We start from the raw sequence: 23,107 nt of genomic DNA on the forward strand, positions 1-23,107 counted from the left end.
CCATTTTAGTATTTTCTTCTTCAACCATTTCCCAAAACAACCATGTTACCCAGCGTTATTCTGACCGCTCTTATTGCTTATCTTCTGGGCTCCCTGCCTTTTGCTGTGATTGTCAGCAAGTGTATTGGCTTAGCAGATCCGCGCAGCTTCGGCTCTGGTAACCCAGGTGCCACCAACGTTTTACGTACAGGAAACAAAAAAGCCGCGGTCTATACCTTATTGGGCGACATGCTTAAGGGTGTGGTTGCGGTACTTCTAGCGCAGTATGCCGTGCGTCACTGGGGCCTGTCTACCGGCTTACCGGGCGTCGCTGCACTGGCCGCCTTTCTGGGTCACATCTTCCCCTGCACCTTGAAATTCAAAGGCGGAAAAGGCGTAGCAACGGCTCTAGGCGTACTGTTAGCGCTGAACATTTGGCTGGGTTTACTCACCGCTGCTACCTGGCTAATCGTCTTCTACGCTAGCCGTTATTCATCCCTCTCTGCGCTGACCGCCGCTGTGCTTAGCCCTATGTACTACTTCCTAGGCGCAGGCACCTTATGGCCACTAAACGGTGTGATCGCCTTATGCTTAATTTTAATTTGCGCATTGTTGCTCTGGCGTCACAGTGCCAACATCCGTAGGCTCATTCAAGGCACCGAACCTAAAGTGGGTCAGAAGAAAGAACTGTAGGCCCAAGCACCCAGTAAATTGCCCATAAGTCTTTCTGAGACAAATGCAAGAGGCGTCCTTATCTAAGAAGGGGCTGTAAACCTACCACCTTCAGATCGACCGGGGAGGCGGAGGAAAACTTTTTTGATTTGGTGTCTCAAATCACAAAAAGTTGTTCCGCAGTCCCCCGCATCAGCGATGAATACGGCATTGCACTACTCAGCCATACGCCTTTAATACAGCGCCCCCGCCTCACTTAACTCCCACCGCGGGCGTACCGTAAAACTAGGATTCTTCAAGTTTTCAGGCAACAAGCCAGCATTTGCCCGCATGGCTGCCGCAAAAGCGATCATGGCACCATTGTCGGTACACAGCGCAACAGGCGGGAAAAACACCTCGGCTTTAAGCTTCGCTGCCTGAGTCAGCAAACGGTTACGCAGTGGCAAGTTTGCCCCCACACCGCCGGCCACCACCAAACGTTTCAAGCCTGTTTCTTTAAGCGCACGTATAGCCTTAGCAGCTAACACATCCACAATAGCGGCCTCGGTCCCTGCTGCTAGATTAGCCAGCTGCTCTTCAGGCACCTCATCGTTGTACTTTACTTTTAGCTCTTTCATTTTCAGCAACACAGCCGTTTTCAAGCCGCTAAAACTGAAATCTAAATCTTTGCTATGCAACATAGGACGCGGCAATACTACAGCGTCGGCATTGCCCTTTTGTGCCATGTTAGACAACGCTGGACCACCTGGGTAACCCAAGCCCATCAACTTCGCACTTTTATCAAATGCTTCACCCGCTGCATCGTCTAGGGTTTCGCCCAACAGTTCGTATTGGCCTACACCATCTACCCGCATCAATTGGGTATGGCCGCCTGATACCAGCAAAGCGACAAACGGAAAATCGGGCCTAGGCTCCGCCAACAACGGCGACAACAAATGGCCTTCCAAGTGATGCACAGGAATAGCCGGTAAATCCAACGCCCACGCGAGGGATCGGGCCACACTAGCCCCCACCAACAACGCCCCTGCCAAACCCGGCCCTGCTGTATACGCAACCGCGTCTATATCGGACAGACTCAAACCCGTTTGCTCCAACACCTCACGCGTCAGCGGCAAAGCGCGCCGAATGTGGTCTCTGGAAGCGAGTTCAGGCACCACGCCACCGTAATGTTGGTGCATAGCGATTTGGCTGTGCAGAGCATGGCCTAACAGGCCTTTTTCTGTACAAACTATTGCAACGCCCGTTTCATCGCACGAGCTTTCATAACCGAGTATTTTCATAGCTCATAATTGTACTGCGAAAGCAGCCCATCCCGCTAAGCTTCTACGTTGAGAGGCATAAGCCTTATCAGCAACTCCGCATGATGATATACCCTGCATTCCCCACCACAATGTGTACAAAAGGTCTAAAATCTGCCTCGCAGCAAATTGCTCAGAGCGCAACACACACTATTTATTTCACAGGGGAAGCCTTATGTTTGAACAGCTATTCAAACTAAGAGAGCATGGAACCAACATCAAAACAGAAATCTTGGCAGGGGTAACCACCTTCCTGACCATGTCGTACATCATTTTTGTGAACCCAGAGATTCTGTCGTCTACAGGCATGGATCGCAACGCGATTTTCGTTGCAACCTGCGTGGCCGCTATCATTGGTTCGTTGATTATGGCCTTCGTGGCTAACTGGCCTATTGGTATGGCACCAGGCATGGGGCTAAACGCTTTTTTCGCCTTCACCATCGTAGGTACGTTAGGCTTTACATGGCAACAAGCCCTAGGTGCGGTATTTATTTCGGGGATTATCTTCCTGATTCTTACCGTCTCAGGCATACGTAGCTGGATCGTAGACGGCATACCCCGTTCGTTACGATCCGCCATTGTTGCCGGTATTGGTTTGTTCCTTGGCTTAATTGCCCTGTCCAATGCACAGATTGTGGTGGCTCACCCAGCCACCAAAGTAGGTTTGGGTAACCTAACTGAACCTGCCGTGCTCTACGCTGTGCTAGGTTTCTTCATTATTGCCGCACTGGATGCACTGAAAGTACGTGGCGCCATTCTGATTGGTATTTTGGTCATCACCTTGCTGTCCATTCAACTGGGCCACAGCGAGTACCATGGCTTGGTATCTATGCCACCTAGCATTGCACCTACTTTCTTGCAGTTAGACATCATGGGCGCACTGTCCATGGGGGTAGTGCATGTGATTCTGGTGTTGGTACTGGTAGAGATCTTTGACGCTACCGGCACCATGATTGGTGTAGCAAAACGCGCCAACTTACTGCCAGAAGGCAAACCTAACCGCTTGAACCGCGCGCTGTTGGCTGACAGTACCGCTATTGTCGCGGGTTCTATGATTGGTACTAGCAGTACAACTGCCTACGTAGAAAGCGCCGCTGGCGTACAAGCCGGTGGCCGCACAGGGATGACCGCCTTGGTTATCGCCGCCATGTTCTTGCTGGCATTGTTCTTCTCGCCTTTGGCTGGTGTAGTACCGGCCTACGCCACTGCTCCTGCACTGCTGTATGTAGCGTGTTTGATGTTGCGTGAGTTGGGCGATATTGACTGGAATGATGTTACCGAAGCCGCTCCTGCCGCCCTAACTGCTCTAGCCATGCCCTTTACATACTCCATTGCAAACGGCTTGGCATTTGGCTTCATCAGCTACGTTGTAATCAAGACCATTACGGGTAAATTCCGTGACATGCACCCTGCTACCATCATTGTGGCAGTGCTATTTATTGCGAAGTACACCTTCGAATAAATCGCGTATTTTGTAGTCGCTAACGGCAACAGAAGCTTATATTCTGTTGCCGTTTTTGTAACTACAGAGCGTTGCAATAGCACTTAAACGCGCTACACTGACAGTTCACTCACTGTCCCAGCGACTGTTTGCTCTCTTTTTAGAAGGTCCGGCTCATGAGCACTGTAGAACTCACGCAAAATACTTTTCAAGCCAGTATCGAAGGTGAAAAGCCTCTGATTATCGATTTCTGGGCGCCATGGTGTGGCCCTTGCCGCCAATTTGGCCCAACCTTTGAAAAGGTTTCCGAAAAACACGACGATATTGTTTTCGCCAAAGTAAATACGGAAGAAGAGCAGGAATTAGCCGCTGCATTGCGTATTCGCTCTATCCCTACCATCATGGTATTTCGCGAACGCGTACTGCTATTTTCCCACTCTGGTGCTCTGTCTGAGTCTCAGTTGGAAGAATTAGTTTCTCAAGTAAAAGCCGTAGACATGCAGCAAGTGCATGCCGAAATTGCGGATCAGCAAAAACAGGCTCCTGACGCCTAAGTATGCTTGAAAACCGCTTGGATGACTTCAAGCGGTTTCAGACTTTCCCCCTATTTCATTCTTATCGCGCAGAAGCGTGGCTATAGTTGTGTGTGGGTGCAAAGCCCGCTTAGCAACGACTGGCTGACGTAGCCTCCAACGAAGGTAATGAGTGTCAAAGCCCGCCTACTAACGACTGGGCTGCATTAGCCTAAGGCTGCGAAAGTATTTTTTTATTTGAGACACCAAATAAAAAAATACTTCCATCCGCCTTTCCTCCAACGCTTGCCACGGTCTTTGCTTTGGTAGTTGCTGAGAGTAATGAGCCTTTCTGAAATAGCTAAAGGTGTGCTTGCTGAAACACTGAGTGAGACTGCACAGCAGGCAGAAAGTGATGCAATGAATGCCTAATCACTGCCACATAAGAAAGGGCTGTACACCTACCAGTAACAGCATGCTCAGGGGGGCGGAGAGAAAATTTTTTTGATTTGGTTTCTCAAATCACAAAAAATTCTTCTGCAGCTCCCCAGCGAGTGCGATGGATACAGCCGTTACCCTGAGCCAGCATGACGAGCAAAAGCCCACTCATCGTTAACCTATATCACGAACAAAACCGTGCGCGTGCGATGAATGCCGTCAGCCTCCAGCGTATGCAATGAACACAGCCGCTACTACATCAATCCTCGCTACGCGTCTCTGCAATCAAACTACGCAGTGTATCTTTCAGCATATCAATATCCAGCGGCTGCAAACGTCGAATCACCTCAGACTCATGATGCTTAGCCTCTTGGATCAGCCCCGAAATAAGCACCTGGCCCTCTTCCGTAATTTCTACTAAGGTCACACGCCTGTCGCCCGAATGCGGAACGCGGCAGATATACCCTGCCCCCACCATTTTATCGACCACACGCGTCACCGTAGGCTGCTTACTCGTTGCGATACGCGCCAAATGCCCCACGCTTACCACGCCAGCCCCCGACAACGTAGACAGCACACGCCACTCGGTAATAGACAAGCCCTTCTTAAGTACGACTTGGTGGAATTCGGTGGAGATAATTAGGCTAGCCTGAGCCAACAAAGCGGGTAAATAATCATCAACGAATACAAATTTATCTGCTGTAGGGGCGGTCATTACGTGGCCAATAGAGTCAAAAAGTTTGCCTAATATACCAAACTTTGCGCCGACGCCCGGTTTACCCCTTAAACCCTATCAGGGAAAACCATCACAAATAATATATTGAGAACTAAACATATTCATATGAAAATAATAATATTCCAATATACATAAGCAGTACCACAAGGAGGACACGATGGCAGAGCGTTCATTTGTCAAAGAGGTAGAGCTATTACGTCTAGGCGCAGGCGAAGTGTTTAGTGGCGAAGGCATTCTGGCCGTTACCAAAGCACTGTTAGAGTCTGGCGTCTCGTACGTGGCCGGTTATCAAGGCGCGCCCATTTCACACTTAATGGATGTATTGGCAGATGCCCAAGACATCTTGACTGAAAACGGGATTCGTTTCGAGAACAGTGCCAGCGAAGCTACTGCCGCCGCGTCCTTGGCTGCTTCCGTTAACTACCCTCTGCGTGGTGCCGTTACCTTTAAGGCAACGGTAGGCACTAACGTGGCCTCAGACGCTTTAGCTAACTTGGCCTCGGGCGGTGTTAAAGGTGGCGCGCTGATCATTGTGGGCGAAGACTACGGTGAAGGCTCTTCTATTATGCAAGAGCGTAGCCACGCCTTTGCCATGAAATCACAAATGTGGATGCTGGACCCACGCCCTAACCTGCCCTGTATTGTGCAAGCAGTAAAAGATGGCTTTGATCTGTCTGAGGCCAGTAATACCCCTGTTATGCTGCAACTGCGTATACGTGCCTGTCACGTACACGGCCAATTTGTAGCGTCCGACAACCGACGTGCCAAGTTCTCGCTAAAAGAAGCCATGGAGAACCCACAACGCGATTTAGACCGCATTGTGTTGCCACCCGCCAGCTTCTTGCACGAAAAAGAAAAAATCGAACAGCGTTGGCCTGCTGCCGTGGAGTTCATCGAATCTCGCCAGCTCAACGAGTTCTTTGGTGATAACCACGACGACATCGGTTTAATTGTTCAAGGCGGAGGCTATAACAACGTCATCCGTGCCTTGGAGCATTTGGATCTGGCCGATGTGTTTGGCGAGTCCAAAATTCCCATGTACGTGATGAACGTCGCCTACCCCTTAATAGAATCCGAAATTCTGCGATTCTGTGAAGGTAAACGTGCCGTACTGGTGCTGGAAGAAGGCCAACCTAACTTTGTAGAGCAAAATATCTCGGCGATTTTGCGTAAAGCCAAAAGCACGACGGAGCTACACGGTAAAGATTTCTTGCCTATGGCCGGCGAGTACAACACGCAAACCATGCTAAAAGGCTTGCGCGCTTACTTAGAGCACTATGGTCGTATTGAGCCACAGCCCGCTCGTAAACCACGCGTGATTCCGCTCAAAGAAGAAACCGTACAGCGCCAAACTGCTACAGCCGTGGCCGCTGAAGTACTGCCTGCCAACTCGCTAAACGAAAACGTGCATGGTCGCCCACCAGGTTTTTGTACTGGTTGCCCCGAGCGCCCTATTTTCACTGCCATGAAATTAGTAGAGCGCGAACTGGGCCCACACCACGTGAGCGCCGACATTGGTTGTCACCTGTTCTCTATTTTGCCGCCCTTCCATTTGGGTAATACCACGATGGGCTATGGTTTAGGGGGTGCCGGTGCGTCGGCACTGAACACCAACACCAGCAACAAACGTGCTATCTCGGTGATGGGCGACGGGGGTTTCTGGCACAACGGCTTAACCAGCGGCGTCGCCAATGCAGTGTTCAATAAGAGCGACAACCTCACCATCATTATTGACAACAACTACACGTCAGCCACGGGTGGTCAGGATATTTTGTCGTCACGTGCACAAAACGTGACCCGCAGCACCAATCACCCTATTGAGAAAGCCGTGAAAGGCGTTGGCGTAGAGTGGATGCGTACCATCCGTCGCACCTACAACCTTAAGGCCATGACGGAAACCTTGCGTGATGCGCTTACTACCGACGAAAAAGGCCCCAAAGTACTGATCGCCCAAAGCGAGTGCATGCTCAATAAGCAACGCCGCGAACGTGGTCAAGTACGTAAAGCCCTAACAGACGGTAAACGCGTGGTACGCGAACGCTTTGGTGTGGATTCCGACACCTGCACGGGCGACCACTCTTGCATACGCTTATCGGGCTGCCCGTCGTTATCCATTCGTCCTAACCCTGATGCACTGCGTACTGACCCCGTTGCCACAGTGATGAATAGCTGCGTGGGTTGCGGTCTGTGCGGTGAAGTGTCACACGCTGCCATTTTGTGCCCCTCGTTTTACCGCGCACAAATCATTCATAACCCTACTGGCTGGGATCGTTGGCGCGAAAAACTGCGCCGCAACGTGATCGGTTGGTTCCAGCGTCGTAGTGCCGCCAAGCGCGAGCGTTACGCATTCTAAGCAGCAGGGAGAGAGATATCATGCAAGTTAAACCCATAAAAATTGCTATTTTGGCGATGGGCGGTGAAGGTGGTGGTGTATTGGCCGACTGGGTAGTTAGCCTAGGCGAGCACAATGGTTACTTCGCACAAACCACGTCGGTGCCTGGTGTAGCACAGCGTACCGGTGCCACCATTTATTACGTGGAACTGTTCCCCGTTAGTGCCGCCCCCAACGATAAAAAACCGGTGCTGTCGCTGATGCCCATGCCCGGCGACGTGGATATTGTGCTGGCGTCTGAACTGATGGAAGCGGGTCGTGCGGTACAGCGCGGCATTGTGACCGACGACCGCACTACGCTCATCGCTTCTACTCACCGTGTGTATTCCATTGCTGAGAAAACCGCCATGGGTGATGGCCGTGTAGATAGCGATGCGTTGATTCAGCACGCTAAGCAAGCAGCTAAACGCTTTATCCATTTCAATATGGCCAAGGCCGCGGAAGATGCAGGCAGTGTGATCAGTGCCGTTATGTTTGGTGCCTTATCCGCCACCGGCGTACTGCCCTTTAGCCGCGAGCAATTTGAGCAAACCATTGAGCGTGGTGGCGTAGGTGTGAAGCCTAGCTTACGTGCCTTTGATTCCGCATACAGTCGCGTTAACGCGGCAGAAGACGAGCCTGCTGATGACGACAAGCCCGCCCTGCCCGACCCAGCGACAGTGAACCCCAAACACCCTCGTGTTGCAGCGCTGGTAGAACGTGTGCGTCAACGCTTCCCTATTGAGACTCAGCCTATAGTGCTGGAAGGTACCCGCCGCTTAATAGACTTTCAAGATATAGCCTATGGCGAGCTGTATATAGACCGACTGGACGCCTTGCATCAAAAAATGCGTGCCGACGACTACCTACTGCTTAGCGAAGCGGCTCGTTATTTAGCGCTATGGATGTCCTTTGAAGACGCCATTCGTGTAGCTGAACTCAAAACCCGTGCCACCCGCTTTGAACGCGTGAGCCAAGAGGTGCAATTGGCTTCTGGCCAAATCCTCGCCATTAACGAATACATGCACCCTAGGGTAGAAGAGATTAGTGAAATTCTGCCCTGCCAGCGCCTAGCGCGTTGGTTGTTGAACCCCAAATCGTGGGGGCATCGTGTGCTGCGTAGCATGACAGGCAAAGGCCGTGTCATCCAAACCAGTTCTCTACGTGGTTTTATGCTGCTCAATACCTTAAGTGGCATGAAACGCTGGCGTCGTAGCACTCTGCGCTTCCAAGCCGAGCAACAACGCATTGAAGAATGGCTGCAACGCATTAGCAGTCATGCGACTAGCCACCCCGCTTTGGCGCTGGAGATTACCCGTGCCCAACGCTTGGTTAAAGGCTATGGCGATACCCACCAACGTGGTTTGCGTAATTTCGCAACCCTAATGGGGGTGTTGGATCAATACCCTGATCGCATTTCCCCCGACATGCTACACGCCCTGCGTGATGCGGCGTTGGCTGATGAACATGGAAAGAAATTAGACGAAACAAGACAGGCGTACGCCTTAGTTTAAAAGCTTTATGTCAGCAATTGCTGTAGACCACCGTCAGATACTTTACTACTAAACAATATAGTGTAGAATGCAATTTGACTACGTGCGTATGTGACGGCTTGGTCTTTATTGTTAACGTACTGCGTCCTCCTTGAAGGGTGCGCTTGGAATCAGAAAATGCAACCAACCACAGACTTGGATTTGTCTACCGAACTCGTACAAGACAGCGGCTATGAAGGGCGTATTAGCCCCAAAGACCCAGCAACGGTACGCCTTTGGCTTAGGCTCATGACATGCACCAAGCAAATCGAGGACGAAATACGTAAACGTCTACGTACGAATTTTGATATTTCACTGGCCCGTTTCGACTACATGGCGCAGCTGTATCGCTACCCTCAAGGTCTGAAAATGGGTGAGTTATCCCGCTATTTAATGGTGACCAGTGGGAACATCACTGGTTTAACCGATGAGCTTTCACGCGAAGGCTTGGTATCGCGAGTCAGCAGTCCCACCGATAGACGCACATGGTTGCTGCACCTTACCCCTAAAGGTAAGAGCGCATTTGAACAAATGGCTAGTCAACACAACCAATGGCTAAGCGAACTGTTCGATGGCATGGACCACGACGTCATCGTAGAAGTCTTGCAGCAGCTGGGGCAATTGCGTGTGCATTTGCAAAAGAACCTCGGCTAACTACTGATAACCCCACCGGCCAGGCTAACCATAACAAGCATGTAACCTGGCTTTACCTAGACCTAGCGCTTTATGGCGTCACTATAAACAAAAAGGAAAACGCATGGAATCAAAGCCATACACGCAAAAACACCGAATCCGTTTTTCGGAATGCGACCCTGCAGGCATTGTGTTCTATCCGCAGTACTTTGTCATGTTCAACGATCTGCTTGAAAAGTGGATTGACGACATCGTCCCCACCGTAGGTTTTCATGGCGTTATTGCCGATCGTAAAGTTGGCTTACCCACCGTGCATCTGGATGCCGATTTCAGAGCCATCAGCAAAATGGGTGACGACGTTATCCTGAGCCTAAGCATTGAACGCCTAGGCGGACGCTCCATTCAACTGCACCTGCAATGCACCGATTTAGAAGGTCAGTTGCGTATGGAGATTAACCAAGTCATTGTGACCACCTCGTTGGTGACCCACAAAGCTATTGATATTCCAGAGTTTTTACGTACCCCCATGCAGGCTTACGTGCAGAAAGAAGCCGCTGTGATGGATAGCGCAAAATAAATCGCGTTTTTTCCTGTACCTAAATACTTTATTTGTATATTATTTATTAATAAACATACTACTCTGCATCTAATTCAGCGTGGTAATACCTATAAAAGGGAGCAAACATGAAGATCGTATGCATAGGAGGAGGCCCCGCTGGCCTGTATTTCGGTCTACTAATGAAGCTGCAAGACCCTAGCAACGAGATCATCGTAGTGGAGCGCAACCGCCCCTACGATACCTTTGGCTGGGGCGTGGTCTTCTCAGATGCCACCATGGAAAACCTGCGCGAGGCAGATCCTGTTTCGGCGCAAACCATCGGTGATGCTTTTAACCACTGGGACGACATAGAAACGCACTTCAAAGGCAGCGCACAGCGTAGTCGCGGGCACGGGTTCGTGGGCATTGGCCGCAAGAAACTGCTGAACATTCTGCAGGCGCGCTGTGAAGAAATTGGTGTGAAACTGGTATTTGAAACCTTCGTTGAAGACGAACTTGAAATTGCCCGTAAATACCAAGCTGACCTAGTCATTGCTTCCGACGGTATTAACAGCCGTATTCGCACTAAATACGCGCAAAGCTACCAACCCGACATTGACGAACGCCAATGCCGTTTTGTGTGGTTAGGTACAGAGAAAAAATTCGACGCTTTCAACTTCATCTTTGTTGAAAACGAGCACGGCTGGTTCCAAGCTCACGCGTACCGTTTTGAAAATGGCTTATCTACCTTCATCGTGGAAACTCCGCATGAAGTGTGGGAGAAAGCCGGCATCGAAAACATGAGCCAAGAAGAAGGTATAGCCTACTGTGAAAAACTGTTTGCACCCCACTTAGATGGCCACAAACTGATCAGTAATGCCTCGCACTTGCGTGGCTCGGCTATCTGGATTCGCTTCCCGCGTGTGATCTGCCGCAAATGGGTACATTGGGAAAACGTAGACGGTAAACAAATCCCCTTCGTCTTAATGGGGGATGCCGCCCATACCGCCCACTTCTCTATTGGTTCAGGCACGAAGCTGGCACTGGAAGATTCCATTTCATTGGCGCAGCATCTGAAAGATGACGCCAATTTGGAAACAGCGCTAAAAGAATATGAGGCTGCACGTGGCATTGATGTGCTGCGCATTCAAAATGCGGCGCGTAACTCTACCGAGTGGTTTGAAAACGTAGCGCGTTACGCCAACATGGCACCCGAGCAATTCACCTACTCTATGCTCACCCGTTCGCAACGTATCTCGCACGAGAACCTGCGCCTGCGTGACCCAGAAGGCATTGCCGACTTTGAGCGCTGGTTTGCCACCGATGCTGGCCTGAAACTGGAAAAGGGCGAGCAAGCCCCGCCTCCTATGTTTACGCCTTTCACCCTGCGCTGCATGAAGCTGAAAAACCGCGTGGTCTTTGCCCCTACGTTGATGTACTCGGCTAAAGACGGCATGGTGAACGATTTCCATCACACCCACTATGGCGCCAGAGCCTTGGGTGGTGCGGCTCTGCTAATGGCTGAAATGACTGCTGTCACCCCAGAAGGCCGTGTGACCCCTGGATGTGCGGGCTTATGGAATGACGAACAAACCGCTGCTTGGAAAAAAATCGTAGACCACGTACATAGCTTGGATGCTCGCATTGGTATTCAGCTAGGCCACGCTGGCCGTCGCGGTTCTACGCAAGTAGGTTGGGAACGCGCCAACAAACCTTTGTCCTCTGGTAACTGGGCTTTGGTATCTGCCTCGGCCATTGCTTACGACGCTGACAGCGCCACACCTAGCGCACTGAATAGCGCACAAATGGCAGACATTCGCGATGCCTTCGTCGCAGCGACTAAACGTGCTGACGCGGCTGGCTTTGACTGCGTGGAACTGCAAGCAGGCCACGGCTACTTGCTGTCCAGCTTTATCTCCCCGCTTACCAACCAGCGCACCGATGAATTTGGCGGCAGCTTAGAAAACCGCCTGCGTTACCCCATAGAAGTGCTTAAAGCCATGCGTGCTGCGCTGTCTAGCGACAAACCGCTATTGGTACGCATTTCGGCACACGATTGGGCGGAAGGCGGTATTACCCCTGACGACGCCGTAGCCATTGCGAAGCAATTCAAAGCTGCCGGTGCTGATCTGGTGGATGTATCCAGTGGTGAAGTGGTTGCGCATCAGAAACCCGTGTATGGCCGTATGTTCCAAACACCGTTTGCTGACCGCATCCGTAATGAAGCATCCATTCCTACTATGGCTGTGGGTGCGATTCTTGAAGCAGACCATGCTAATAGCATCATTGCCGCAGGCCGTGCTGATCTATGTGCACTTTCCCGTGGCTTCCTAGCTAACCCCGCTTGGCCCCTACACGAGGCTGCCAAACTAGGCTATCAGGACATCACATGGCCTGCCCCTTATCTGTGGGGTAAGGACTGGCTCTCACGCTAGCTACCCCTCACGTGCTACATGGCTGAAGATCAAAGGAGACAACAATGACACAAGAACGCTATGACACCTACAAAGAAGATGTGATTGGACGTGCCAACGTCACTGACACGCCCGAACTCATTGCGTACTACCGCGAGCTGGAAAAATTCGAGACGGGTGCGCTGTGGAACGTCGCCAATAAAATTGAACCGTGGGAACCCAAGTCTGACTCGGTACCCGTAGTGTGGCGCTTCAAAGATTTGCGCGACTACGTGCTGCGTTCGGTAGATTTGGTCACCCCTGAACAAGCCGGTCGCCGCGTTATTTACCTGAATAACCCTGGTCGTCGCGATTTCGCGGCTGCCGTAGGTTGGTTGTACTCGGGCCTGCAAGTCATGCATCCCGGTGAAGCCGCCTCGGCACACGCTCACTCGTCGTCCGCCTTGCGTTTCATTATGGAAGGCTCGGGCGCTTACACCGTGGTAGACGGCCACAAAATGACCTTGGGCGCGAATGACTTTGTGTTAACGCCTAATGGCTCGTGGCACGAGCACGGTGTCAGCTCTGACGGTACGACGTGCATCTGGCAAGATGGTTTGGACATTCCTCTGGTGAATGCTCTGGAAGCGGGCTTTTACGCTGTGCACCCCGACTTGCAGCAAGCCGTCACTTACCCAGTGAATGACGCTACCAACATTTGGGGCGGCCCAGGTTTAAAACCTACCTTGCACGACTGGCAAAAACCGTACTCACCGCTGTTGAAGTACGAGTGGGAGCCTACTTACGAAGCTCTGCAACGTTATGCCAAAGTGTCCGAAGGCAGCCCATTTGATGGCCTGATCATGGACTACTTGAACCCGCTAACAGGCGGCCCGGTGATGGCTACCATGGGCGCCAGCATGCAAATGTTGCTACCCGGCCAACACACCAAGGCCCACCGCCACACAGGCAGCATTATTTACCACGTCGCCAAAGGCCACGGGCATTCCATTATTAATGGCAAACGCTATGACTGGAACGAGCACGATATTTTCTGCGTGCCTTCATGGATGTTCCACGAACATGTCAACGGCTCCAACACCGAAGACGCTTGCTTGTTCTCGTTCCATGATCTGCCCACCATGCGTGCACTGAATCTTTATCGTGAAGAAGCCTTAGCCGACAACGGCGGGCATCAAATCATTACTAACTAACACCTTTGCATCCTTACATGCCTAGCAAAGGCATGTTTCGTAACTCTGGAGAAGAAAATGCGTCTCGTAACTTACCGCAGTGAACCCGCAGCAGCTGGCCGTTTAGGCGCTATCGTTAACGACTTGGTTGTTGACCTGCACGATTTTGGCGTTGTGACTGGCACCCCTCTGCCAGACAACATGCTGGACTTCATCGACATGGGTCCTGCTACAGTCACAGCCGTTTCCCGCCTGCTGAACGAATACAGCGACGATATGCCCATTGGCGTAGCCGTACCACTGGCTAACGTTAAGCTGCTGGCCCCTATTCCTCGCCCACGTAAAAACATCTTTGGTATTGGCTTGAACTACGTAGAGCACGTAGCCGAATCCAGCCGTACGTTGGACACCTCCAAAGAGTTGCCTAAAGAGCCAGTCATTTTCTCTAAACCACCAACCACCGTTGTGGGCCCTGGCGATGCGATTGAGCACAACAAAAACATCACCCAACAAATGGACTGGGAAGTTGAGTTGGCCGTCATCATGGGCACACGTGCTAAACGTGTGAGCAAAGAAGATGCACTGAACTACGTATTTGGCTACAGCGCCATGATCGACGTAAGCGCACGTGATTGCCGCCGTGCTGGTCAGTGGATTTACTCCAAAGGCCAAGACACTTACGCCCCATTTGGCCCCGTCATCATTACTGCTGACGAACTGCCAGACCCACACAACATCAACCTCAGCCTGACCTTAAATGGCGTGACCAAACAAAGCTCCAACACACGTCACATGCTGTTCAACGTGAATCACCTGATCGCTGACATCAGCGCCGGTATCACGCTGGAACCCGGTGACATTATCGCTACCGGTACTCCTGAAGGCGTAGGCGCAGGCCGTAGCCCACAAGAGTGGATGTGGCCAGGTGATGTAGTAGAAGCCTACGTAGAACACATCGGCACACTGCGTCACCCTATTGTTGACGTAACACCCAACAAATAAGGAATAGTCACATGCTAGATCTTCCAGTGTTTAAGGCTGCTGCCGTACAGACAGCGCCTGTATTCCTGAATACGGATGCCACCGTTGAAAAAGCATGCAAGCTGATACACGAAGCTGCCGATAACGGTGCCCGACTGGTTGCGTTTCCTGAAGTATTTATTTCGGCCTACCCCTACTGGAGCTGGATTCTAAACCCTGTAGACGGTAGCCCTTGGTTTGAAAAACTGGTGAAGTCCGCCATTGAAGTGCCGGGCCCAGAAATTCAGAAAATCGCCGAAGTAGCACGTCAGCGCAAGGTAAACGTGGTAATTGGGGTGAACGAACGTAACCCCAATAGCATCGCTACCATTTACAACACGGTAGTCACCATTAGCGACGAAGGCCGCATTTTGGGCCGCCACCGCAAACTGGTGCCTACTTGGGCTGAAAAGCTGACATGGGCACCGGGCGATGCTTCATCCTTACGCGTACACAAAACCAGCGTAGGCCCATTGGGCGCGTTGGCCTGCGGTGAAAACACCAACACCTTGGCACGCTTCAGCTTGCTGTCACAAGGCGAACTGGTGCACGTGGCTAACTACATTGGTTTACCGGTAGCGCCTAAAGACTACGACATGGCCGAAGCCATTCGTCTACGTGCTGCAGCACATTGCTTTGAAGGTAAGGTATTTACGGTTATCGCTTGTTCTACGATTTCTGAAGAAATCATTGAACAAATGAGCACCTCACACCCTGACGCTCGTGCATTGCTAGAACGCAAAAACAGCGCGTTCTCGGGCGTGATTGGCCCAGATGGCCGCACCATCGGTACACCACTGATTGACGATGAAGGTATTGCTTACGGTGAAATCGATTTGTCGCGCTGCATACAGCCACGACAAATGCATGACATCACCGGTCATTACAACCGTTTTGATATCTTCAATCTGCAAGTCAACCGACGTGCCTTGAGTGCTGCAACCTTTGTGAACGACGACTTCTGCGCTGCCGAGCTAAACCCCGCTGCGCCAGGTCTGGATGAACAACCCGAAAACTAAAGAATGATATGTGCCTACCCACCGTTATGTCTGTCATAACGGTGGGTCAGAGCACAACGAGGAGACAGCGGGATGAGTACACAAAACAGCATCAGCCAGCTGGTGCAGGCCTTAAACAGCCAACAAGTGCAGGTTATAGACCTGACGCACACCCTAAGCGAACGCTTCCCTGCCCTGCAACTGCCACCCCAATTTGGGCAAACTGCGGGCTTTAGCAAACAAACTATTAGCCAATACAACGACCAAGGCCCTGCTTGGTATTGGAACAACTTCACCTGTGGTGAGCATACGGGCACGCACTTTGACGCACCGGTGCATTGGGTATCTGGCAAAGACCAACCCCAAAACACCGTAGACACCATACCTGCGCACAACTTCATCCGCCCAGCCGTTGTGATTGACGCCTCGGCAGAGGTTGCCGCCAATGAAGACTGGGTACTGACCAGCGACTTCCTAAAAGCATGGGAAGCCAAGCATGGTCGTATTCCTGAAAACTGCTGGGTATTCTTACGTACTGACTGGTACAAGCGCTTAGAGCAAGACCCAGCGAGCTACGTCAACATGAAAGAAGATGGCCCCCACACGCCAGGCCCTAGCCAAGAAGCGGTAGAGTGGATGATTAACGAGCGTAATGTACTGGGTTTTGGTGTAGAAACCATTAACACCGATGCCGGACAGTCATACTCGTGGCCCATGCCCTACCCTTGCCACACCTTAATGCACGGCGCTAACCGCTACGGTTTGCAATGCATGCAAAACCTTGATCAGTTGCCACCTACGGGTGCGCTGATTATTTCTGCTCCATTGAAGATTGAAGCCGGCTCCGGCAGCCCATTACGTGTGCTGGCATTGGTGCCAAACTAAGTAGTTTCTGACGGCCTACTAGGGCCACCAAACTGCTGATTAGCCCTTCGTCATTACGAGGGGCTTTTTCATGGCACGATTGGGCTACATTAGCCTAAAGCTGCAAAACCCGCTTATCAACCACCGGCTGCCATAGCCTAAGGCTGCGAAAGTATTTTTTTATTTGAGACACCAAATAAAAAAACACTTCCATCCGCCTTTTGCTCGTCGCATGCCTAGGTTTTTGCATTGGTAGTTGCTGCTAGGCATTTCTACTTCTGTGACAGATTAGAGCAGTGGTTTTAACTAATTTCTTCTTGCGTACTGTCAGGCCTGTTTTAGCAAAGGTTGGCATACAAGATGAAGAAGCATAACCACTACCTCCCGTCCTGATTAAAGCGCTACTAAAGAAAGGGCGGTAAACCTGTCCAACACTAGGACATTCAGGGTGGTGGAGTGAAATTTTTTTTGATTTGGTATCTCAAATCAAAAAAAATTCTTCCGCAGCTACCCAGCGTAAGCAATGAATACAGCCGTCACTCCGCGCCAACATTGAGCATAGAAGACTACTACTCGTTAATCCCCATCACGAATAAACAGTCACGATACTTAAGGAAGGGCTGTAAACCTATCAATTGCTATACCTCGGGGGGGCGGAGGAAAACTTTTTTGATTTGGTGTCTCAAATCACAAAAAGTTGTTCCGCAGTCCCCCAGCATGTGCGATGAATACAGCCTCCTCCAGCACGTACTCTCCACTAATGGTTTTCCTTTATATTCTTTGGAATATGTTTACTACTAAACTATTAAGCAATAAGAAAATCATTGACCTGACTTCAGGCCATACTGGAAGAGATAAACGATGCCTACATTTGATCTGGTGGTACGCGAAGTACGTCCGGCCTCTGAGCTGATACGTGAAATCATGTTGGAGTCTGCGACCAACACCCCCCTGCCGCATTTCGACGCTGGCGCACATTTGCAGGTACACATCCCCGGCCTTAACGATCACCGCTGCTATTCACTGATCGTCACCACGCCCGACTACGACTGGCAATGCGCCCCCTCCTGTTATCGCTTGGGGGTACGCCTTGAAGATCAAAGCCGTGGCGGCTCGGCCTTTATGCATCAACTGCAAGTGGGTGATGTGATTCAGGTGAACGGCCCCGTCAACGATTTCCCCGTACACGAAGCCAACAACAGCGAGCCCGAATACGTGCTGATTGCTGGCGGCATAGGCATCACCCCCATCGCCAGTATGGCCTGCACGTTACAACAGCAAAACCGCCCTTTCCGCTTGCACTACAGCGCACGTAGCCAAGCGCAATTAGCGTTTGCCGATAGTTTGCAACAAGCTTTAGGCGACAAGCTGGTGTGCTACCACAATGACGGCCAAGCACTGGATTTAGCTAGCCTCTTCGATACGCTGACTCCCGAACAGCACATTTATGTCTGTGGCCCACAATCCATGATTGATGCGGTCATCGAAATCTCTAAAGAACGCCATTGGCCACGCAGCCATGTGCACTTTGAGCTGTTTACTACCGCTGCGGCGCAAGCCGGCGACCAGCCTTTTGAACTTGAACTGCGCCAGTCTGGTATGACGCTGACGGTTCCCGCCGATAAAACCATCGTAGACGTGCTGGAAGAGGCCGGCCTAGACCCTATGTTCGACTGCAAACGTGGCGAATGTGGCGTGTGTACCGCCGATGTACTGGAAGGTGTTCCCGATCACCGCGACTACTTTCTTAGCGATAACGAAAAAGCCAGCAACAAGGTCATACAGACCTGCATTTCACGCTGCAAAACACCCAAACTTGTTCTCGATCTGTAATTAGCAGGTGCCACCATGACTACCTACCGCAACAACCCTGAAGCCATCCGCCAACTGGTGCGTGATACCGAGGTACATAAAGACCTGTATATCAACCACGAGTTATTTCAGTTGGAAATGGAGCAGTTATTTGCCAACACGTGGGTTTACGTTGGCCATGCTAGCCAAGCGCCCAACAAAGGCGACTACATCACCACCACTGTAGGCAATGAAGAAGTGGTGATGGTGCGCCATAACGATGACAGCATCAAGGTGCTGTACAACCGTTGCCCCCACAAAGGTGTCAAAGTAGCCGGTGAAAGCTGTGGTAACACAGGCAAGTTCTTCCGCTGCCCGTACCACGCCTGGACCTTCCGTACCGACGGCAAGCTGTTAGCCATCCCACTGAAAAAAGGCTACGAGAACACGGGCTTTGAATGCAGCGAAGCCAGCCAAGGTATGGCGCCGGTTGAAAACGTAGAGGTGTACCGTGACTTCGTGTTCTGTAGATTAAGCCCCGAAGGCGAAAGCTTTGCCGACTTCTTTGGCGAGTCACTCAGCACCATCGACAACATGGTGGACCGATCCCCCGAAGGTAAGTTAGAAGTCGCCGGTGGCGTCATGCGCTACATGCATAACTGCAACTGGAAAATGCTGGTCGATAACCAGACCGACACCTGTCACCCCATGGTGGCGCACGAGTCGTCTGCAGGTACGGCGGTAAAAGTATGGCAAGAAGCCCCTGAAGGTACGCCTAAACCTATGGCGGTAGAACTGTTTGCTCCCTTTATGTCGCCTTACGAGTTCTTCGAGAACATGGGCATACGCGTTTGGGAAAATGGCCACGGGCATACCGGAGTTAGCGATTCCATCCACGCCGAATACTCTGATATTGGTGGGTATTGGGACCAAATGGTTGCCGCCTACGGTGAAGAAAAAGCGAAGGCCATTTTGGGTGATGTACGCCATAACACCATCTACTTCCCCAATATTATGGTGAAAGGCCCCATCCAAACCTTACGTGTGTTTAAACCTATTGCCGCCGACAAAACCTTGGTGGAGTCATGGACCTTCCGCTTAGTCGGCGCACCCGACAAGCTGTTAGAACGCACGCTAATGTACAACCGCTTGATCAATGCCCCGACTTCTGTAGTGGGTCACGATGATCTGGAGATGTATGAACGAGCCCAAACCGCTTTGCAAAGCCGTGGTCGCGATTGGATGAACGTAGGCCGCCTCTTTGAAGAAGGCGAGGCATCGCGTACCAATGTGGTGATTAATGGCACCAGCGAACTGCAAATGCGTGCGCAATTTCGCGCGTGGTTGAAATACATGGGTCTGTAAGCCCTGAATTTCCTGGTTCTTCATTAAAGGATAACAACATGACCCACCTTACCCCTCAGCACCTCATTGATTTCGTCTACCACGAAGCCGACCTCTTAGATCAACACCACTACGAAGACTGGCTCAAGCTTTTTACTGAAGACGGCTACTACTGGATGCCGTTGGCACACGGCCAAACTGACCCTGTATTGCATGCGTCGCTGATGTACGAGGATACGCTGCTCTTGCGCATACGCATTGAACGCTTGGCTGGGCAACGCACCTTTTCTCAGCAACCTAAAAGCCGTTGTCACCACCTACTGCAACGCCCGCAAGTGGTAGATTTCGATGCCAATGCTACGGAACATCGCGTACGCACCGCCTTTCACTACACCGAAACACGCGGTGATGATTTGCAGTTTTACGTAGGCTGGGCCACGCATCACGTGGTCGTCGATGCAGAAGGCCAATTACGCATACGCCTAAAACGCGTAGACCTGCTGAACTGTGATGCCCCCTTCGGCAATATACAGCTGTTCATGTAAGCCCCCTCGGAGCCCAATTACTCATGTCGCACACGATTTATTCTGTTTTCCAAAACACAGCCAAACAATGGCCCTCTAACGATTTCATCACCGTTTTACCTGAAACGGCTGAGATCTATGGGATTGAGGCAGGCAGTCTTAGCTACACCGAGGCCTTACAACGTATTGACCAGTTAGCCGCACAGTACCAGCAAGCGGGTTACGGACTAGGCCACCGCATTGGTTTATTGCTAGAAAACCGCCCCGTATTTTTGCTGCATTGGCTGGCATTGAACAAATTGGGCGCATCTATTGTGCCCATCAACCCTGATCTGCGTATTGCCGAACTCAGCTACCTTGTTCAGCACTCAGACATGGTGTTGGCCATTAGCTTGGCGTCACGCATCAACGATCTAGAAGAAGCTGCCGCGCAGAACAATATCGCCTTACCTGTGATCACACCTGAGCAAGCCCTACCGGCTGCGTCTACCGCCGCACACGCCGGTGATACTTTGGGTTTGCACACAGAATGCGCGCTGCTCTACACCTCAGGTACAACTGGCTTGCCCAAAGGGTGCGTGCTGAACAATGAATACTTTGATTACGCAGGCGACTGGTATGCAACGGTAGGTGGCTTAGCCCATCTGGAGCCCGGTAAAGAGCGTATGTTGACGCCGCTGCCCCTGTTCCACATGAATGCCTTGGCTACCTCTACCATGGCTATCATTAAAACCGGTGGCTGCATCATCGTACTAGACCGTTTTCACCCCCGTAGTTGGTGGGATTCTGTCAAACAGTCTAAAGCTACTGTCGTTCATTATTTGGGGGTGATGCCCGCCATTCTGATGAAACTACCCGCTAGTAGCGCCGATACTGACCACTGCGTACGCTTTGGCTTTGGCGCTGGGGTAGAAAAAACCTTGCACCATCCCTTTGAAACCCGTTTTGGCTTCCCATTGCTAGAAGCCTGGGCCATGACTGAAACCGGTGCAGCGGCCTGCGTGATCGCCAATGAAGAGCCACGTTTCATCGGCACTAGCTGCTTTGGTAAAGAAAGCGACAACGTAGACATTTTGCTCGTAGATGACAACGGCCAGCCCGTACCCAATGGCGTAAATGGCGAGCTATTAGTGCGCCGTGCTGGCCCTAACCCTCGCTTTGGTTTCTTTGCCGAATACTGGAAAGACCCTGCTGCTACCGAAGCAGCGTGGGCCGATGGCTGGTTTCATACGGGCGACATCGTCATGCGTGACGAATATGGCTATTTGCACTTTATTGACCGCAAACGTAACGTCATTCGCCGTAGTGGCGAAAACATTGCCGCTGTAGAAGTAGAAAACGCGTTACAGCAGCACCCCGCCATTCGCTCTATTGCCGTAGCTGCCGTCCCCGATGACATTCGTGGTGACGAAGTGATGGCACTGATTATTCCTCACGAAACACCCGAAAACCCTACTGCTTTGGCCGAAGACATTGTGCAATGGGCGCTTACCCAACTGGCCTACTTTAAGGTGCCTGGCTACGTGGTGTTTGTGGATGCAGTCCCTCTAACGTCCACCAACAAAATCCAACGTGGTGAACTGAAAACCAAAGCCTTGGCGCTAGTACAAAGCCCCGATTGCATTGATACCAATCACCTTAAAAAACGTCAGGAGCGCTGATGAGCCACCCTCGCCTGCCTTACGATGACGTCGTACTGGCCTGCCCTGTCACCATTGCCTACGAGCGTTTCTCGGAACACAGTGCGCACTACTGGCTGGGTTCTGCGCTACGTCGCTTACTGGATGACAGTGGCTTACAAAAAACTCAGGTGGATGGTGTTTGTGTATCCAGCTTCACCTTGGGGAATGACACGGCTGTAGGCCTGATGCAGCATTTTCAAATGAGCCCACGCTGGTTGGATCACATCCCTATGGGTGGTGCCAGCGGCGTGGTGGCGCTGCGTCGTGCAGCCCGTGCTGTACAGTGCGGCGATGCCTCTATCATCGCGTGCATTGCTGGGGACACCAACCACAAAGAGTCATTCAAACACACGGTTAGCGCGTTTTCTCGTTTCTCTCAAGATGCCGTCTACCCATATGGTGCAGCCGGGCCAAATGGCAGCTTTGCCTTATTGACCAACTACTACATGCACCATTACGGTGCGACGCGTGCCGACTTTGGCAAACTGTGTGTGGCCCAACGCAACAACGCGTTACGAAATCCACATGCGTTGATGAAAAAGCCGCTAAGCCTAGACGACTACCTCAACGCCAGAGTCATTGCCGACCCTATACATCTGTTTGACTGTGTCATGCCTTGCGCCGGTGCCGAAGGTTACTTAGTGATGCGCCGCGAACAAGCTGAAGCCTTAGGCCTGCCGTATGTACGCATTCTGGGCAGCATTGAACGCCACAACGCCTTTCATCACGACCCCGTGCAATACCGTGGCGGCTGGGCCATGGACATAGACGAACTCTACAGCATGGCTGGCGTTAGCCCTCGCGACATAGACTTCTTAGAAACCTACGACGACTACCCAGTCATCAACGTTTTGCAATTTGAAGACTTAGGGTTTTGCGAAAAAGGCCAAGGCCCCCAATTCATTAGAGATCACAGCTTCACCATAGACGGCAGCTTCCCCTTTAATACATCGGGTGGGCAGCTATCGGTAGGCCAAGCCGGTGCGGCCGGTGGCTACTTAGGTTTGGTGCAAGCACTGCGTCAACTCACGAACACCGCTGGTAACACACAAGTGAACAACGCCCGCATCGGTATGGTGTCTGGCTTTGGCATGATTAACTATGACCGTGGTATTTGCACGGCTGCCACCATCTTGCAGCGAGGATAA

General features: G+C 51.5%; 19 protein-coding genes. 17 read left to right on the forward strand and 2 right to left on the reverse strand.

What is annotated here, in order from left to right; translation table 11 throughout:
• Positions 1 to 42: 42 nt before the first annotated feature.
• Positions 43 to 672, forward strand: coding sequence for a glycerol-3-phosphate 1-O-acyltransferase PlsY (gene plsY, locus GY634_RS12950; protein WP_166409151.1), 630 nt, complete (start codon positions 43 to 45; stop codon positions 670 to 672).
• A gap of 212 nt (positions 673 to 884) precedes the next feature.
• On the opposite strand, the gene tsaD is transcribed toward plsY, so the two are convergent.
• Entirely contained in the window at positions 885 to 1,931 is a 1,047-nt protein-coding gene (gene tsaD / locus GY634_RS12955) for a tRNA (adenosine(37)-N6)-threonylcarbamoyltransferase complex transferase subunit TsaD (RefSeq protein ID WP_166409152.1), read from the reverse strand.
• A 193-nt stretch (positions 1,932 to 2,124) separates the two neighbouring features.
• Between tsaD and GY634_RS12960 the strand changes: the two genes are divergently transcribed.
• Positions 2,125 to 3,411, forward strand: coding sequence for an NCS2 family permease (locus tag GY634_RS12960; RefSeq protein WP_166409153.1), 1,287 nt, complete (start codon positions 2,125 to 2,127; stop codon positions 3,409 to 3,411).
• Positions 3,412 to 3,566: 155 nt separating this feature from the next.
• Complete coding sequence (trxA, locus tag GY634_RS12965) at positions 3,567 to 3,944, forward strand: thioredoxin (RefSeq protein WP_166409154.1); 378 nt, start codon at positions 3,567 to 3,569, stop codon at positions 3,942 to 3,944.
• A gap of 655 nt (positions 3,945 to 4,599) precedes the next feature.
• On the opposite strand, the gene GY634_RS12970 is transcribed toward trxA, so the two are convergent.
• Complete coding sequence (locus GY634_RS12970; RefSeq protein ID WP_166409155.1) at positions 4,600 to 5,055, reverse strand: MarR family winged helix-turn-helix transcriptional regulator; 456 nt, start codon at positions 5,053 to 5,055, stop codon at positions 4,600 to 4,602.
• 178 nt (positions 5,056 to 5,233) lie between these two features.
• Between GY634_RS12970 and GY634_RS12975 the strand changes: the two genes are divergently transcribed.
• The 14 genes from GY634_RS12975 (at position 5,234) to GY634_RS13040 (ending at position 23,107) form a co-directional block, all read left to right on the forward strand.
• Positions 5,234 to 7,429 carry a thiamine pyrophosphate-dependent enzyme gene (locus GY634_RS12975; RefSeq protein ID WP_166409156.1) on the forward strand — a complete coding sequence of 732 codons (2,196 nt, stop codon included), beginning with the start codon at positions 5,234 to 5,236 and terminating at the stop codon, positions 7,427 to 7,429.
• Positions 7,430 to 7,449: 20 nt separating this feature from the next.
• Positions 7,450 to 8,961: an indolepyruvate oxidoreductase subunit beta family protein gene (locus tag GY634_RS12980; RefSeq protein ID WP_166409157.1), complete on the forward strand. Its 1,512-nt coding sequence runs from the start codon at positions 7,450 to 7,452 to the stop codon at positions 8,959 to 8,961.
• 156 nt (positions 8,962 to 9,117) lie between these two features.
• On the forward strand, positions 9,118 to 9,633 hold the full coding sequence (locus tag GY634_RS12985; RefSeq protein ID WP_166409158.1) for a MarR family winged helix-turn-helix transcriptional regulator: 516 nt from the start codon (positions 9,118 to 9,120) through the stop codon (positions 9,631 to 9,633).
• A gap of 103 nt (positions 9,634 to 9,736) precedes the next feature.
• Complete coding sequence (locus GY634_RS12990) at positions 9,737 to 10,189, forward strand: acyl-CoA thioesterase (protein ID WP_166409159.1); 453 nt, start codon at positions 9,737 to 9,739, stop codon at positions 10,187 to 10,189.
• A 107-nt stretch (positions 10,190 to 10,296) separates the two neighbouring features.
• A complete protein-coding gene (locus tag GY634_RS12995; protein ID WP_166409160.1) occupies positions 10,297 to 12,585 on the forward strand; it encodes a bifunctional salicylyl-CoA 5-hydroxylase/oxidoreductase in 2,289 nt (762 codons plus the stop codon).
• Positions 12,586 to 12,629: 44 nt separating this feature from the next.
• On the forward strand, positions 12,630 to 13,757 hold the full coding sequence (locus GY634_RS13000) for a cupin domain-containing protein (protein WP_166409161.1): 1,128 nt from the start codon (positions 12,630 to 12,632) through the stop codon (positions 13,755 to 13,757).
• A gap of 57 nt (positions 13,758 to 13,814) precedes the next feature.
• The gene (locus tag GY634_RS13005; RefSeq protein WP_166409162.1) at positions 13,815 to 14,738 is read left to right on the forward strand and encodes a fumarylacetoacetate hydrolase family protein; all 924 of its coding nucleotides are present in this window, start codon (positions 13,815 to 13,817) and stop codon (positions 14,736 to 14,738) included.
• Between the two features lie 11 nt (positions 14,739 to 14,749).
• Positions 14,750 to 15,775, forward strand: coding sequence for a carbon-nitrogen hydrolase family protein (locus tag GY634_RS13010; RefSeq protein WP_166409163.1), 1,026 nt, complete (start codon positions 14,750 to 14,752; stop codon positions 15,773 to 15,775).
• A 72-nt stretch (positions 15,776 to 15,847) separates the two neighbouring features.
• Positions 15,848 to 16,639, forward strand: coding sequence for a cyclase family protein (locus GY634_RS13015; RefSeq protein WP_166409164.1), 792 nt, complete (start codon positions 15,848 to 15,850; stop codon positions 16,637 to 16,639).
• 840 nt (positions 16,640 to 17,479) lie between these two features.
• Positions 17,480 to 18,451: a PDR/VanB family oxidoreductase gene (locus GY634_RS13020; RefSeq protein WP_166409165.1), complete on the forward strand. Its 972-nt coding sequence runs from the start codon at positions 17,480 to 17,482 to the stop codon at positions 18,449 to 18,451.
• A gap of 15 nt (positions 18,452 to 18,466) precedes the next feature.
• Positions 18,467 to 19,774: an aromatic ring-hydroxylating dioxygenase subunit alpha gene (locus GY634_RS13025; protein WP_166409166.1), complete on the forward strand. Its 1,308-nt coding sequence runs from the start codon at positions 18,467 to 18,469 to the stop codon at positions 19,772 to 19,774.
• Positions 19,775 to 19,812: 38 nt separating this feature from the next.
• Entirely contained in the window at positions 19,813 to 20,298 is a 486-nt protein-coding gene (locus GY634_RS13030) for an aromatic-ring-hydroxylating dioxygenase subunit beta (protein WP_166409167.1), read from the forward strand.
• Between the two features lie 23 nt (positions 20,299 to 20,321).
• Positions 20,322 to 21,938: an AMP-binding protein gene (locus GY634_RS13035; RefSeq protein ID WP_166409168.1), complete on the forward strand. Its 1,617-nt coding sequence runs from the start codon at positions 20,322 to 20,324 to the stop codon at positions 21,936 to 21,938.
• On the forward strand, positions 21,938 to 23,107 hold the full coding sequence (locus GY634_RS13040; RefSeq protein WP_166409169.1) for a thiolase family protein: 1,170 nt from the start codon (positions 21,938 to 21,940) through the stop codon (positions 23,105 to 23,107). Before GY634_RS13035 ends, GY634_RS13040 begins: the two co-directional genes overlap by 1 nt.

The organism is Paenalcaligenes suwonensis (assembly GCF_011290505.1).
Classification (GTDB): Bacteria; Pseudomonadota; Gammaproteobacteria; order Burkholderiales; family Burkholderiaceae_B; genus Paenalcaligenes; species Paenalcaligenes suwonensis.

Bases quoted from the DNA above. Each gene is read 5' to 3' on its own strand.
- plsY (WP_166409151.1), top strand. From the start codon at position 43: ATGTTACCCAGCGTTATTCTGACCGCTCTTATTGCTTATCTTCTGGGC.
- tsaD (WP_166409152.1), bottom strand. From the start codon at position 1,931: ATGAAAATACTCGGTTATGAAAGCTCGTGCGATGAAACGGGCGTTGCA.
- GY634_RS12960 (WP_166409153.1), top strand. From the start codon at position 2,125: ATGTTTGAACAGCTATTCAAACTAAGAGAGCATGGAACCAACATCAAA.
- trxA (WP_166409154.1), top strand. From the start codon at position 3,567: ATGAGCACTGTAGAACTCACGCAAAATACTTTTCAAGCCAGTATCGAA.
- GY634_RS12970 (WP_166409155.1), bottom strand. From the start codon at position 5,055: ATGACCGCCCCTACAGCAGATAAATTTGTATTCGTTGATGATTATTTA.
- GY634_RS12975 (WP_166409156.1), top strand. From the start codon at position 5,234: ATGGCAGAGCGTTCATTTGTCAAAGAGGTAGAGCTATTACGTCTAGGC.
- GY634_RS12980 (WP_166409157.1), top strand. From the start codon at position 7,450: ATGCAAGTTAAACCCATAAAAATTGCTATTTTGGCGATGGGCGGTGAA.
- GY634_RS12985 (WP_166409158.1), top strand. From the start codon at position 9,118: ATGCAACCAACCACAGACTTGGATTTGTCTACCGAACTCGTACAAGAC.
- GY634_RS12990 (WP_166409159.1), top strand. From the start codon at position 9,737: ATGGAATCAAAGCCATACACGCAAAAACACCGAATCCGTTTTTCGGAA.
- GY634_RS12995 (WP_166409160.1), top strand. From the start codon at position 10,297: ATGAAGATCGTATGCATAGGAGGAGGCCCCGCTGGCCTGTATTTCGGT.
- GY634_RS13000 (WP_166409161.1), top strand. From the start codon at position 12,630: ATGACACAAGAACGCTATGACACCTACAAAGAAGATGTGATTGGACGT.
- GY634_RS13005 (WP_166409162.1), top strand. From the start codon at position 13,815: ATGCGTCTCGTAACTTACCGCAGTGAACCCGCAGCAGCTGGCCGTTTA.
- GY634_RS13010 (WP_166409163.1), top strand. From the start codon at position 14,750: ATGCTAGATCTTCCAGTGTTTAAGGCTGCTGCCGTACAGACAGCGCCT.
- GY634_RS13015 (WP_166409164.1), top strand. From the start codon at position 15,848: ATGAGTACACAAAACAGCATCAGCCAGCTGGTGCAGGCCTTAAACAGC.
- GY634_RS13020 (WP_166409165.1), top strand. From the start codon at position 17,480: ATGCCTACATTTGATCTGGTGGTACGCGAAGTACGTCCGGCCTCTGAG.
- GY634_RS13025 (WP_166409166.1), top strand. From the start codon at position 18,467: ATGACTACCTACCGCAACAACCCTGAAGCCATCCGCCAACTGGTGCGT.
- GY634_RS13030 (WP_166409167.1), top strand. From the start codon at position 19,813: ATGACCCACCTTACCCCTCAGCACCTCATTGATTTCGTCTACCACGAA.
- GY634_RS13035 (WP_166409168.1), top strand. From the start codon at position 20,322: ATGTCGCACACGATTTATTCTGTTTTCCAAAACACAGCCAAACAATGG.
- GY634_RS13040 (WP_166409169.1), top strand. From the start codon at position 21,938: ATGAGCCACCCTCGCCTGCCTTACGATGACGTCGTACTGGCCTGCCCT.